The following is a 13,340-nucleotide window of genomic DNA, read 5'->3' as shown; positions in this document are numbered from 1 at the left end:
TGCCCGCAGGACGCAGCGGCCACAAGGCGTACAGAGGGGGTAGCCCCTTTTGACTGAGGCAGCGAAAAAGAGCGTGCCCGAAGTTCTCTAGAGAACCCCGGACGATTCCCAAAAACTCTAGGAAATGTCGACGTTCACCTTGATGTCCAGCAGGTCGGCGAAGGAGTCGACGCCGCTGCCGTCGATACCCTCCAGCGTCACGTTGCCGCCCTGCGCAAAGGTGATGACGACCGAATCCGCACTGCCGGCCACTGTGTGGCCGCCGGCGTCGAGATCGGCGAAGTCGATGCTGTTGTCGCCGTTCTCATCCAGCAGGTCGGCGAGCTCGAGGCGGTCGCCACCGTTGCCGGTCTTGAAGTCGAGGATCACGTCGTCGCCCTGGTCCGTGGCCAGGGAGAAGCTGAAGACGTCGCGCCCGTTGCCGCCGGTCATGACGTCATCGCCGAGGCCGCCGTCCAGCGTGTCACGGCCGGAGCCGCCCGTGAGCGTGTCGTCGCCGATCCCGCCCAGCAGCAGATCGTTGCTGCCGCCGCCGTTCAGCAGATCGTTGCCGAGGCCGCCGTCCAACGTGTCGCGGCCGTTTTCGCCAAACAGTTGGTCATTGTCGCCGCCGCCCAGCAGGCTGTCGTTGCCGCTGCCGCCGATCAGAAGGTCCAGGCCGTCGCCGCCCTCCAGGGTGTCGCGGCCACCGGCGCCGGTCAGGCTGTCATCGCCCTCGCCGCCGATCAGCAGGTCCCTGCCGCTGCCGCCGTTCAACAGGTCGTTGTCGGCGCCGCCGTCCAGGCTGTCGTTGCCCTGGGCGCCGAACAGGCTGTCGTCGCCGGCACCGCCCAGCAGGGTGTCGTTGCCCTGGGCCCCGTCCACCAGATCGGCAAGGCTGCCGCCGGTCACCTGGTCGTTGCCCTTGCCGGCGTTGAAGGCGCTGCCCTCCGTAAAGCCGGCTTCCAGCGCCTCGCGCGCGGTCCCCGGCAGGATCACCACGTCGTTGCCCTTGCCGGCATCGTATTGCGTACCGTCGCTGTAACCGCCGACGTCGATGGCGTTCAGATCGATGCTGTCGGCTTTCTTGGCGAACAGTGCCTGATTGGCGCCGGGACCGACCGGGTTTTCCGGCGGCACAAAGATCGCCGCCTGGGCTTGCGCCGGCTGTGTCGAGACGGTCTGAACCGGCAGTTCGGGCAGGTCTTCGTCATCGCCGAGAGCCAGTGGTCCGAAGCCGGGCGTGGAGACGCCCGCATCACCGATCCCTTCGGGGCCTCCGCCGACGCCGCCTTCGGCCGCGGCGCTGCGCAGGCCGTCAATCAGGCTGCCGAGATTGCTCTGATAGACGGAAGTGCCGCCGCCTCCTGACTGCGGTGAGCCGGACTGCTGCGGGCCGGCGGTGGTCTCCAGCGGTGGCGGGAGGAGCGGTGCGAGCTGGTTCAAGAGGGCTTCGCCGGAAACCGCGCTGCCATCGGGCAGCAGCAGTTGCGGCGCTTCGCCGTCGTCTTCGTCAAAGTCCTTGAGGGCGAGTTGGCCGCCGTTGGGAAACTCGAAAACGAGGTCGCCGTCGCGCGCGGCCACCTGAACGACTTTCGGATCGAACTGCAGTTCAAGCTGCTTGGCGGTGCCGACCGGGAGCGTCACCGTTTCTCCAGCAGGCGGCGCATCGAGAGTCATGCTCTCGTCCGCCTGACTGCCGTCGCTCTGCGCGGCAGCGCTATCCTGACCGCTATTCTGGCCGATCGTCTCCGCCATCTTGCCTGCTCCTCAAAGACCAAACGGCCGCGCTCTGCGGGGAGAGCGCGGCTCAAGTTTCGGGCATCAGTCTGGCGGAGAGCCCTTAACAGGCCCTTAGGATTTAGCGTAAACGCAGGTCAGGCGGGCGGGAGGAGGGAAGCGTTTGAATTTCCTGCTAAAGAAGGGTGGCGAGGCGGCCGCTGGAACGGCCCGCCCCACGCAGAGAGGAAAGCGTCAGCTTTGGAATTCGCGGCGGGCGCGCATGGCCTCGATCTGGGCCAGAACACCGCCCCATCCCAGGCTGTGGCAATAGCGGATGGCGCCTTCGACGCCGACGCGGTCGACCAGTTCCAGCGCTAGGTCGGCGAGGTCGCGCTGAATGGTCACGGCATTGCGGGGATCGACGGTGGTTGCGGTCATGGTACTCAGGCCTCCGTATCTGTCCTGGCCCTGTCTTCCGGGGCGTCGGCGCTGCTGTTCTAGTCTAAGAACGCTCCGGGGCGCCGCTTATTCCCGGTCTTCTTCGGGATACACAGCTCTGTCGCGCCTGCAGACTTCAGGGTTCAAAAAAAAACGTCAGGGATTCAGGCAGCCTGCGTCCAATCATGGCGAAACCGCCCCAAAGTGATGCGCGATTTATCACAGGGTTGCTTAACAAGCGGCAAAGCGCTGGGCCGACGAGGGGAGTTCGCCTACCCGGTGAGGCCAAGGGCCTTGCGCGCGCCGGCGGCAATGGCCTCCAGCGGGGCTTCCGCGTCGATGGCCTGCCAATCGAGCGCCCCGATGTCGTAGGAAAGCTGCTGGCTGACCACGGCCGCGGTCGCGTCCGAGGCGTCGCCGCGGCGCTGGTCGACGCGCGCGATCAGAGTCTCCGGGCGTGCCTGCAGCCAAAGGCCCGTGAACTCCGTACCACAGGCCGTGGCGACCGCCTGGGCGGCCGCCCGCTCCTCCGGCCTTGCGAAGACGGCGTCGATGATGACGGCATGACCCGTTTTCAGGACGTGCTCGGCGTTCTCCAGCAGGCGGCGGTAAACCGCTTCGCTGGCGGTCCTGTCATAGGCCTCCGGCGGCAGGCGCACATGTTCCTCCACCCCGGACAGGGTTTTGCGCAGCACGTCGCTGCGCAGGTGAACCGCCCCCGGCGAGGCGCCCAGGTCGACCGCCAGCAGGCGGGCCAGGCTGGTCTTGCCGCTGCCGGAAAGCCCGCCCACGGCCACCAGGCGCGGCGGCGGCGGCTCCAGAAAGCGCAGCGCTTGAGCGAAATAGCCCAGGGCTTCGTCGCGGCGCCGGGTCTTTGCCTCCGGCGATGACTCGACGGCCTCCAGGCTCGCGGCGACCTTTGCCCTGACCGAGGCGCGGGCGGAGAGAAACAACGGCAGCAGCGCCAGGGCTTCGAGATCGTCACGCTGCTGGAGATAGCGGTTCAGCACCAGGTTGGCGAAGCGTTTGAAGCCGCGCTCCTCCAGATCCATGAGCAGAAAGGCGAGGTCGTAGAAGACGTCGATGCAGGCAATGGCGTCATTGAACTCGATGGCGTCGAAAAGGACCGGCCGTTCGTTCAGCAACACCACGTTGCGCAGATGAAGGTCGCCGTGACAGAGACGCTGCCGGCCCTGCCGGCTTCGCCGGTCCAGAAGGCTGCGGTGACTCTCCAGCGCTGCCAGGGAGCCTTCGGCCAGACGCGCCGCCTGCGCGGGAACGAAGAGGTCCCGTCGCTGCAGGATCTCTTCGTTGTTCTCTTCGACGACCCACTCCATGGCCCGCGCCCCATGCAGGAGCTGCGGGCCGCTGAGCGCGTCGATGGAGGGGGCGGCGTCGTGGAAGACGGCGACCGCATCGGCCAAGGCCGTCATCGTGGCATCGCTCAACTGGCCGGCCTCGGCGAGGCGGTCGAACAACTGGCTCTGCGGGAAGCGCTTCATCACCAGGACCCACTCGACCGCCGTGCCCGGACCGTCGAACGCGAAACCGCCATCGGCCTCCTGCGTCAGCGGCAAAACCTGAAGATAGAGACAGGGGGCGGTGCGGATGTTCAGAGAGAGCTCACGCTCCAGCGCGCGGCGGCGCTTTTCCAGCGTCGAGAAGTCCATATAGGGATAGCGCACCGCCCGCTTGATCTTGTAGGCGAAGTCGCCGGCCAGGAAGACCATCGCGCCGTGGGTGTCGATGCGCTCCACCTCTGTGACATCCGGCCCGAAGCTGGACGCATTACCAAGGAAAGCCTGCGCGGCTTCCTGGGTGTCGGCTGCCGGGCCCTGAGGCCGTGCGGCATCCGCTGTTCCTGCGGCAGTCATTGCGGGGAACGCTCGCTCCTGACCCGGCCAAGACTGTGGCGATACTAGCGTGTCCCGGGTTCTGCGCATTGAGGTGCCTCAACCCGCCGGATTCAGATCGCGGGGTCGCCGCGCCGGGGTCAGATCAATGCCCGGGACGTTGCACTCGGCCACAATGAAGGCTTTCCGAAAGGGAGACGTCTTCATGAGTGACCGCTTGCAGCCCGTCTTTGACCGTTTCCCCGGGCGTGAGACGGAGGTGCGGGATCTCTGTGCCGCGAACACCGCCTTCAGCGCGCTCTGCCGGGCCTATTGCGAGCTTGAAGAGCGTCTCGGCCATCTGGAGGAGGTGACGGCTATGAGCGATCCCGGCGCCGGGCAGGCGCTGCGCAGACGCCGGGCCGCCATGCTGCAGGAGATACTGGCCCTGATGCAGCAGAACCAGCGTGTCTGATCGATACCGAACCGGGGCTAGGCGCTGGCCCTTCTTGCCGCCGCTTCGCTAAGGTAGCTCAGCATCGTCACGGCGTCGCTCACCGCAAAGGGGTCGCCGGGTGTGGTGCGGTCTTCGACAAAGAGCTTCTCGATGACAGCGTCGTCAACGACCATGGCATAGCGCCAGGAACGCTCCCCGAAGCCCAGGTCGTCCTTGTCCACAAGCATCCCCATCTGCCGCGTGAAGTGCCCGCTGCCGTCCGGCAGCATGGTGACTTCTTCGTCGACCCCCTGATCCTTTGCCCAGGCGTTCATGACAAAGGCGTCGTTCACGGAAAGGCAGAAGATCTCATCAACCCCCATGGTCTTGAGGCTCTTCGAGAGGGTCATATAGCCGGGGAGGTGGGTTGAGGAGCAGGTCGGCGTGAAGGCGCCCGGCAGCGCAAAGACGATCACACGACGGCCTTTGAAAAAATCGCTGCTGGTCTTCTTCTGCCATTCCCCGGCGGTGCGAAGCTTGAACGTGATCTCAGGAACCGAGTCGCCGATGCTGCGCATCGTTCTTCTCCTTCTCGTCATTTCGGTTGGAAGCGTGGCTTCAATGCAAGGTGGGAGAGATCGCCTGATCGACGCCGTTGCCGGCGTAGCCGCCCTCCAGAAGATCGATGCTGGGGGCGTCGCTGTGTTGGCGCCTCGGGCTTTGACCCGCGTGCCCCGCAGTCCTGGCCTCGAGCGCGGCATAGTCCCAGTCCCGCAAGGGAAGGAGATAACCTTCCCGCGCCAAAGAGCCGGCGAGCCCGCGCGCGGCGTCGAGCGAAAGGCGCAGGGCCGCCCGTGGCAGCCAGCTGCCGAGCGCCAGTTCGGCGGGCTCCACCTGTTCGCGCTGCAGCCAGGCGATCGCCCCCAAGAGCCGGGCCTCGTCGGGCGAGAGGCCGGGGCAGCGCAGGCATCTGACGTCGATGGAGCGTGTCGCTGCCAGGGTCGTGTTGCGCAGGACCGCGTGCAGGCTGAGGCCCGGATCGGATGCGGTCCGGCTGGCGAAGTGCATCCGCACTGCGGCAAGCGGGTCCTGGTCCTGCCGAAAGGCCTGGACCCACAGCCTGACGCCGCCTGCGAGGTGGCGTTCGGGCAGCGACAGGCTCTGCCAGTCCGGCGCGGAGGACAGCAGGGTCTTGTTCTGCAGAATGGCCTCGTCACCCACAGCGGCCAGATGCAGCCTTGGCCGATGACGCTGGGAATCCAGCGGGATCGTCTGCCCGGCTTCCTTCATGATGCGGGCAAGACAGGCGGCGGCTTCGGCAAAGCTCTGCTGTGTGTTGCGGAATACGAGCCACTCGACAAGGCGCTTCGACAGGCTCCCGTCATTGCGCTGGCAGGCGCCGAGCAAGGCCAGGACCGCTTCTTCGCGGGCAGACACGCGGTCATCGTCCAACTGTGGCATTGCCTGTGGCAGACGGCTGGCGCCGGCAAGGGCGTCGACCATGGTCGAAAGCGCCGCCATAGCCTCCTCGAGTCGGGCCAGACCCAGGGCGCGGGCAAACTCCTTGGCGATCCGCCCGGAGGCGTCGTCCCCGCCTTGAGCTTCTGCAGAGGCATGGCGCAGCGACCAGATCACAATGATCTCTGGAAAGGCCAGGCTGGCGACGATGCGCGGCAGGCGAGGAGGCCGGTGCTGCGGGTCAGGAAGAGGGTGCATGGGAAGATCCACTGAGGTTGTGGCCAGGGGCGTGGGACGAGTCGCGATGCGAATGAGAATGACTCTCAATGTCAGGTCAGTCAAGAACGGCCACAGTCTTTGTGCGTGTTTTTTTAGGGAGGTCGGCGGCGTCTCCGGGTTGCGGTCCGGCGGGACCGCCGTGCGGGTGGCTCAGGTTCCGGAAAACGTCGGGCGGCGCTTCTCCAGGAAGGCGCGGATGCCTTCCTGGCCGTCGGCGCTGGCGCCGGCCCGGGCGATGAAGCGGGTCTCCCGCTCCATCTGGCTTTCCAGGCTGTCGGTGGCCGCGGTCTGGAGCAGTTTCTTGACGCCGCCGTAGGCCTCGGTCGGTCCCTGGGCGAGGGTTGCGGCCAGGGCCCCCGCCTCCGTCAGCACCTGGTCGGCGGGAACCACCTTGTTCACGAGCCCCCAGTCCAGTGCCTCCTGGGCGCTGAGGACACGGTTGGTGAGATAGAGCTCCATCGCGCGGCGCGGGCCCAGGATGCGGCTGAGGAAAAAGGTCGAGCTGCCGTCCGGCGTCAGGCCGATCTGGGTGTAGGCCGAGGTGAAGGTCGCGGTCTCCGCCGCGATCACGAGATCGCAGAAGGCGACGGCGCTGAGGCCGGCGCCGGCGGCCACCCCGTTCACGGCACCGATCAGCGGCGCGCGCATCCAGGCGAAGCGCGAGACGGCGGCATGGAGATGGGTCGTCATCTCCTTGACCAGAAGGTCGATGTCGTCGAGGCGCTTGGCGAACTCCGAGACATCGCCCCCGGCGCAGAAGGCCTGGTCGCCGGCGCCGGTGAGGACGGCGGCGCGCACGGTCTTGTCGCTGGAACACCGGGTGGCGACATCGCAGAGCTCGCGCACCAGGACCGGGTTCATGGCATTGAAGCGCACCGGCCTGTTGAAGGTGATCCAGGCGACGGCGTCGCGGATCTCGTAGTCGAGGGTTTCATAGGCCATGGACTGCTCCTCCGCTTCGGCAGGGAGCCCGATTGAGCCTGAAGACCGTTCCGGGCGCAACCGGGCCTCAGCGTACGACGGTCCGTGTCTCGTGACGGATCGAGGCGTAGTTGCCGGAAAAGATGATGGCCGCGCCGAGGAGGGTCATGGCCTCGAAGGCCTCCTGGTAGAGCAGGAAACCGACGACGGCGACGATGGGCAGCCGCAGGAACTCCATCGGCATGATGAAAGTGGCATCGGCGGCGGCCAGCGCCCGGGTGAGGCTGTAGTGGGCGGTCAGGCCGGTGACGGCCAGCAGGATCAGCCAGGGCGCCTGGTGCCAGGCCAGGGGCGCCCAGACGAAGCTGGAGGCGACGGCCCCGAAGACGGTCTGCATCACCACCATCATGAAAACGATGGCGAGCGCGCTTTCGCGGCGGGTCAGCCACTTGGTGGCGACGCCGGTTGCACCGAAGAAGAAGGCGCAGGCCAGCATGATGAGGATGCCTTCGCTGACCTCGATGAAGCCCGGCCGCACGATGACCAGGACGCCGAGGAAGCCGAGCCCGAAGGCGGTCCAGCGTCCGCGGTTCATCTTCTCGCCGAGGAAGAGGACGGCCAGCAGCCCGCCCCAGAGCGGCGAGGTGAACTCGAGGGCCGAGACCGTGGCCAGCGGCAGCAGCCCGATGCCGAAGATCCACAAGACCTGGCCGGTGAAATGGATGACGTTTCGCAGCCCATGGCCGGCCAGATAGGTCAGGCGGATCTGCCCCCAGCCGCCGCGCTGCAGAAACGGCAGCAGGATCAGGATGCCGATGGCGCTGCGGATGAAGAGCATCTGAAAGGCATGCATCTCCCCGGTCAGTTCGCGCACCGAGACCGTCATCACCGCAAAGGAGGTGAGGGCGCCCATCATCCAGGCGATGGCTTTGGTCGTGGGGGAGGCAGAGATCATCGAAAGGTCCAGGGGGGCGCGAAGACGGCGCGGCGGCGCAAGCTGACACGCGCTGACCGCAGCGGCAAGGCTGGGGTGGCGGGCCCGTGGTCACGGCGCCGCCGGATTGACCATGTTGGAGGGACTGCCGGTCGTGCCTTCAAGTTCGGTCACCGCCGTTGGCGGCGCGGCGCAGGCGGGCGAGGATCATCGATGTGCGCGGCAGGTACTGGTAGGGCTCGCGCGGCTCGGCGCTCTGGCGCCGGGTCATGCGGAAGAGGGCGAAGGCGACCAGCGCCAGGTGCACCACCGCCATGAACAGAAACATGGCATTGGCGCCGGCCTGCGCGATCAGCCAGGCTGAGATCAGCGGGCTGGCGATGGCGCCCAGCGAGAAAAAGAAGATCAGCGCCGCGCTCAGCTCGACGATGAAATCCGGATCGGCGAAGTCGTTGGCGTAGGCGGCGGAGACGGAGTAGATCGGAAAGGCGGTGACGCCGAAAACGAAGGCCGCCAGATAAATGGCCGCTGCGTTGCCCGGGGTGATGAGGTAGGCGATCCCCAGGCAGCTTGCCGCGGCGATGACGGAAAGGCCGAGCAGCACCATGCGCCGGTCGGTCTTGTCGGCGATCCAGCCGACAGGATACTGCGCGGCGACGCCGCCGAGCATGCCGGAGGCGAGGAAGATGGCGATCTGCCCTTGGGTGAGCGCGTTCTCCACGCCATAGACCGGCCCCACCATGCGGAAGCCGGCACTGGTGACGCCGGCGACCAGGATGCCGGTGATGGCTGTCGGCGAGAGCCGGAAGGCCTTCAGCGGCTGCAGCCGCGGCGCCTCCGGCGTTGGCGGTGCGGCGCGCTGCGTCAACGCCAGGGGCAGCAGGCAGATACAGCAGAACATGGCGACGATGTTGTAGGCGACGTAGCTGCCCGGCTCGAGAACGGCGATCAGCCCCTGGGCGGTGATGGCGCCGATCAGATCGACCACCCGGAAGACGCCGTAGACCCGGCCGCGATACTGGTTTTCGGTCTTGGCCTGCAGCCAGCTTTCCACCACCGTATAGGCGGCGGCGATGGCGAAGCCGGTCAGCACCCGCAGCATGGCCCAGTAAAGCGGGTCTTGCAGCACCGGATGCAGCAGCGCGCCGATGGCTCCGATGGCCGCGGCTGCCGCAAAGGTGCGGGAGTGGCCGATATCGCCGATCAGCCGCGGTGTGACATAGCAGCCGAAGAAGAACCCCAGGAAGTGCGCCGAGCCCAGCAGGCCGATTTCCTCGGTGCTGAAACCGATCGCCGCGCCGGAAAGCGCATCCAGCGGCCCGAGCGAGCCGGAGCCCATCTGGACGAGGAAGATCGACAGGAACAGCGCGGTGAAGGACAGCAGGCTTGCCATGGCGGTCGCGGTCGGCCCGGGCGGTCAGCAGGAGGAAAGGGAAGCGACGGACATGGGACTCTGACATAGCACCCTCGCGCGGGCGGAGGGATGCTCAATCGTCTGGGCTGCCCTGCTTGTGGCGGCGGGCTGGCGTCGCGTGGGGGTGCCTTGCCCGGCAAATGCCCCTGGCGTTTCCCAGGCTATGGAGGCTCACTCCCCGGCGTGCGAAACGCCAGGGGCATTGCCCCGAAGCAGGATGCTCCATCCGCGATGCCGCCTTCCTTGCGCCTGCCCCCATTACGCCCAATCCCGCTGCGCCTTCATCGGCGGCAGTTTCTTCTGGCCCCGCGGCAGGTCGCCGTTGCCGAGGGCTGGACGGGCGAACGTCTCGGCCCGGGGCTCCATCTCCACTGCTGCCCGGAACTGCGCGTCGAACGGACGGAGGACGCGGAGGGGCGGGCCTGGGTCCTGTTGGGCCGTGCCGTCGAGACGGACCCGGAGCGCAGCGCGCCGACACGCTCCATCGCCGCGGCCCGCAGCGCCGCCGTTCCGGCCCTGCGCTATGACTGGGCGGGGCGCTGGCTGCTGATCGGACCGGTTACGGCGCAGGATGTGGCCCGGGACGGCCGGATCTATCCGGACGCTTCGGCCCTGCTGGGGTGTCTCTATTGCCGGGACCCTGAGGGCGGCCTTTGGGTGTCGAGCAGCCCGGCTCTCCTCGCCGAGCACGCGCCGGGCGCGGCGGCTGTGCTGAGCGACCCGCGCGCGCTGGTCTACAACAGCGGCGTCGCCTGGTATCCGCCGCCCCGGGCGCGCTTCGCCGCCATGCGCCGTCTGCTGCCGAGTCAGGCCCTGCGGCTCGCCGGGGGAGCGGTCGGGGCGCGCCCCATGATGCCACCGATCGATCCCGCCAGGCCGGCGGAAGAGGGCAGGGCCGAGATCGTGCGGCGCCTCGTGACCGTGCTGCAGCGCCTGGCGGCGGAGACGGACGAACCGCTCTGGCTCGGTCTCACCGGCGGCTACGACTCTCGCCTGATACTGGCCCTCGCATCGAAGGCCGCTCTGCCGCTGCAGCCTTTTACCCGCGTCACCCCCCGCATGACCGTGGCCGACCGTATGCTGCCGGCGGCGCTGGCGCGGATCGCCGGTTACGGGCATCGCCTCACCTACCCGGCGGCAGCGCGGGAGGACCGGCGCCCCCTGCTGCGGCGCCATGCCCTCGACCACGTGTCCGAGGGCGATGCCCGCCCCCTCCTCAGCGGAGAACGCGACGACCTCAGCGGCATCAGCATCGGCGGCCATGGCTTCGCCATCGCCGGCGGGTTCGCCGACTGGCGTGCGTTGCCGGCGGAACCTGCCCCCGTGCCGGCAGCCGTGGACGCGTTTCTGCAGTGTGTGGGCGAGCCCGCGGGATCGCCGGCCAGGGCCGGCCTGACCGCCTGGCTGGATTGGATCCGCGAAACGCCGCAGCCCCACCTGGACTGGCGCGACCGCCTGTACCTGGAACAGCGCCAGGCCGGCTGGCTGGCCGCCAAGGAGCAGGTCTCGGACCTGAACGCCGTCGAACGTTTTCCGGTCCTCAACTGCGCCAGGCTTTACGCGCTCATTCTCAGCATCGACGCGTCTGCGCGCCGTGGTTCCGACCTGCAGCGGGATCTCATCGCCGCGACGCTGCCGGGGTTGCTGAGCCTGCCCTTCAATCCGCCGGACCGGGCCTTTCTGATCCGGCGTCCGGATCTGGTTCTGCGCCGCCGCGCCCGGCGCACCCTGGGCCTCTGGTGGTCACGCTTGTCCGCCTGACGGCCCGCCTCGGCAGGTGACGGGATGCCGGATGGTGACGGGATGCCGGATTCTGTCGTCGTGTTTCCGGGATGCTGCTCCTGTCTGAATTCATGGACTGTACAGTTTTACTGCCGCTCGCCAGCGCGCTGCGACAACAGAGCGGCTCTTCATCCGCTTCAAGGTAGAGGTCCGTTGCTCAATCGATAGGGGAAATCCCGGAAGCGGGTCGGTAAGGCGTGGCCGGCGCAGCCGTGTCCTTTTTTGTCCCTTGCAGACTGCTGTCCTAGGCACATAATGAACCCCTGGCTGAGTGAAAGAGTTCCTATAATCATTTGAAATATTTCAATTAACTTGCCCAGTCAGGAGGCGAAGGAGTTGCCCGGCATAGCGAAAACGAGAAACGCCGGAACGCTCGCTGATCCAGTAGTCCAGGCCCGAGAGGGCAGATCTCTCGCCAGTTCGACGAAATCTGTCTTCTCGATATGGTTGCAAGGCGGACCTCGGCCGGAAGGTCGGCCGTCAGGTGCCAATTGCCCTGGGTTTGCTGGCGATTTCTCGAACTTGGGCGGCGACTGTCCGGGAAGGGACGTTCGCTTCTCGCAATTGGCGGCCGGGCGCCGTGGTCGGTGACAGCAATGGCCGGAGCCCTGCCGAGAACCGGAGACACAAGGGAGTATCAGGCCATGAGAGGAACGTTGCGCATTGCCATATCGTCGTTGGGGCTGATGGTGCTGGCGGCCTGCGCGGGTACCCAACTGGACCAGGCCGAGCGGACAACACCAGGGGGCACGGCTTATGACCGTGATCTATACGCCGGTTACGTCGACCTTTCGAAGAACGAATACGACGAGGGCGACTACAGGGATTCCGACACCTTTGCCATGCGGGCAATGCAGGCTGCCCAGGGTGACGGCGTTGAGCCGGAGCCGATCAGCGCCCGCAACCTGCCCGGCGACACGGTGCCGGAACTGTCCGCGGCCCGTGACCGCCTGGTTGCGGCCCAGGCGACCGGAGCCGCGGCGCGCAAGCCGCAGGACGCGGTCGAGGCGCAGATTGCCTTTGATTGCTGGATGCAGGAGCAGGAGGAGAACCGCCAGCCGGGCGACATCGCCGGCTGCCGCGATCGTTTCATGATCGCGATGGCTGCGCTTGAGGAGCAGCCGCCGGTGGCGGCGGCACCGCCGCCGCCCGCGCCGGAGCCGGTACCGGGCCCGGTCACCGTGCTCTTCGACTTCGACAAGGCCGACCTCTCGGTCGATGCGCGCACGGTGCTGGCGGACATGATCGAAGCCGCCAACAAGTCGGACTTTGACATGATCAACGTCAGTGGATTCACCGATCTGGTCGGCGGTGACGCCTACAACGAGGTTCTGTCCGAACAGCGAGCGAATGCCGTGATCGATTTCCTGGTCGAAAGCGGCGTCGAGCGGCAGAAGATCTTCGGCCAGGGCTTCGGCAAGGCCGACCCGGTGGTGCCGGTCGAGACGCCGGAGATCCGCAATCGCCGCGTGGAGATCGTGTTCGAGCGCTGAGGATGCTGGTGGATTGCCGAGCCGGGTTGATGGGCCGCGGGACGCGGCGCATCGGCCCGGCGGCCCGCCGGCTCGGGGCCGGATCAGCGTTCTGTTTTGGGAGAAGTCCCGTCTTTGAGAGGAATGGTGCCGCCGGGGTGAATTGAACACCCGACCCCACCCTTACCAAGGGTGTGCTCTACCCCTGAGCTACGGCGGCACAGAAAGGCCTCTGTCTGATGGGGGCGGACCATGCCACCGGTAATCGGCAATGGCAAGTCCGTTCCACGGCGTATCCGCAGTCGGGCGAGGGCTTGCGACACCCCTGCAAACGCCCACGATCCCTGCGGGACAACCCTGTCCCGGCGCACGGCGGGCCCCAGGCGGTCTTGACCTCGCCACATTCGCCCGGCAGTGTCCGGGAATGGCGGAAAACAGCGGAAACGGCGCGCCCAGGGGCTCCGGCCGGAGTCGCGCACCCGGGCCGGGTGCCGACCGTCAGGAACGTCTGTCCCAGGCCCTGCGGGAAAACCTGAGAAAGCGCAAGGCGCAGCAGCGCGGCCGCCGTGACAGCACGCCCGCCGATGAGGCGCCTGGCGAAACCGCCCGCGGGACCGCCGAAGAGGGGGAGCCGGACGGCCGGTGACCGCGAGAGGCTTTGCACGCCGTGCCG

Annotated in this window: 12 protein-coding genes and 1 tRNA gene; 4 read left to right on the top strand and 9 right to left on the bottom strand. The window is 67.2% G+C overall.

What is annotated here, in order from left to right; translation table 11 throughout:
- Nucleotides 1–117: 117 nt before the first annotated feature.
- From ACO06P_RS06005 to ACO06P_RS05995, 3 genes are all read right to left on the bottom strand, one after another.
- Complete coding sequence (locus ACO06P_RS06005) at nt 118–1,737, bottom strand: calcium-binding protein (protein ID WP_420349097.1); 1,620 nt, start codon at nt 1,735–1,737, stop codon at nt 118–120.
- Nucleotides 1,738–1,953: 216 nt separating this feature from the next.
- A complete protein-coding gene (locus ACO06P_RS06000; RefSeq protein WP_420349096.1) occupies nt 1,954–2,139 on the bottom strand; it encodes a hypothetical protein in 186 nt (61 codons plus the stop codon).
- A 272-nt stretch (nt 2,140–2,411) separates the two neighbouring features.
- Complete coding sequence (locus ACO06P_RS05995; protein ID WP_420349095.1) at nt 2,412–4,013, bottom strand: AAA family ATPase; 1,602 nt, start codon at nt 4,011–4,013, stop codon at nt 2,412–2,414.
- A 184-nt stretch (nt 4,014–4,197) separates the two neighbouring features.
- On the opposite strand from ACO06P_RS05995, the gene ACO06P_RS05990 reads away from it, so the two are divergent.
- Nucleotides 4,198–4,446 (top strand): hypothetical protein, encoded by a 249-nt coding sequence (locus ACO06P_RS05990; RefSeq protein ID WP_420349094.1) that lies wholly within the window; start codon nt 4,198–4,200, stop codon nt 4,444–4,446.
- Between the two features lie 17 nt (nt 4,447–4,463).
- Here the strand turns inward: ACO06P_RS05990 and ACO06P_RS05985 are convergent, their stop codons facing one another.
- From ACO06P_RS05985 to ACO06P_RS05965, 5 genes are all read right to left on the bottom strand, one after another.
- Complete coding sequence (locus ACO06P_RS05985) at nt 4,464–4,985, bottom strand: peroxiredoxin (RefSeq protein ID WP_420349093.1); 522 nt, start codon at nt 4,983–4,985, stop codon at nt 4,464–4,466.
- 40 nt (nt 4,986–5,025) lie between these two features.
- Complete coding sequence (locus ACO06P_RS05980) at nt 5,026–6,123, bottom strand: hypothetical protein (protein WP_420349092.1); 1,098 nt, start codon at nt 6,121–6,123, stop codon at nt 5,026–5,028.
- Nucleotides 6,124–6,294: 171 nt separating this feature from the next.
- Nucleotides 6,295–7,086, bottom strand: coding sequence for an enoyl-CoA hydratase/isomerase family protein (locus ACO06P_RS05975; RefSeq protein ID WP_420349091.1), 792 nt, complete (start codon nt 7,084–7,086; stop codon nt 6,295–6,297).
- Nucleotides 7,087–7,153: 67 nt separating this feature from the next.
- A complete protein-coding gene (locus ACO06P_RS05970; RefSeq protein WP_420349090.1) occupies nt 7,154–8,020 on the bottom strand; it encodes a DMT family transporter in 867 nt (288 codons plus the stop codon).
- 139 nt (nt 8,021–8,159) lie between these two features.
- Nucleotides 8,160–9,392, bottom strand: coding sequence for an MFS transporter (locus ACO06P_RS05965; RefSeq protein WP_420349089.1), 1,233 nt, complete (start codon nt 9,390–9,392; stop codon nt 8,160–8,162).
- A gap of 252 nt (nt 9,393–9,644) precedes the next feature.
- On the opposite strand from ACO06P_RS05965, the gene ACO06P_RS05960 reads away from it, so the two are divergent.
- Both ACO06P_RS05960 and ACO06P_RS05955 read left to right on the top strand, forming a co-directional pair.
- The gene (locus ACO06P_RS05960) at nt 9,645–11,174 is read left to right on the top strand and encodes a hypothetical protein (RefSeq protein ID WP_420349088.1); all 1,530 of its coding nucleotides are present in this window, start codon (nt 9,645–9,647) and stop codon (nt 11,172–11,174) included.
- 665 nt (nt 11,175–11,839) lie between these two features.
- Complete coding sequence (locus ACO06P_RS05955) at nt 11,840–12,688, top strand: OmpA family protein (RefSeq protein WP_420349087.1); 849 nt, start codon at nt 11,840–11,842, stop codon at nt 12,686–12,688.
- A 124-nt stretch (nt 12,689–12,812) separates the two neighbouring features.
- Here the strand turns inward: ACO06P_RS05955 and ACO06P_RS05950 are convergent.
- Nucleotides 12,813–12,887 (bottom strand) — tRNA-Thr (locus ACO06P_RS05950).
- Between the two features lie 204 nt (nt 12,888–13,091).
- On the opposite strand from ACO06P_RS05950, the gene ACO06P_RS05945 reads away from it, so the two are divergent.
- Nucleotides 13,092–13,313, top strand: coding sequence for a hypothetical protein (locus tag ACO06P_RS05945; RefSeq protein WP_420349086.1), 222 nt, complete (start codon nt 13,092–13,094; stop codon nt 13,311–13,313).
- Nucleotides 13,314–13,340 lie beyond the last annotated feature (27 nt).

This window comes from Pelagibius sp., from assembly GCF_965227505.1.
Classification (GTDB): Bacteria; Pseudomonadota; Alphaproteobacteria; order Kiloniellales; family Kiloniellaceae; genus Pelagibius.
The sequence above is the reverse complement of the archived record's forward strand: the minus strand, read 5'-3'. Positions and strand labels throughout refer to the sequence as shown.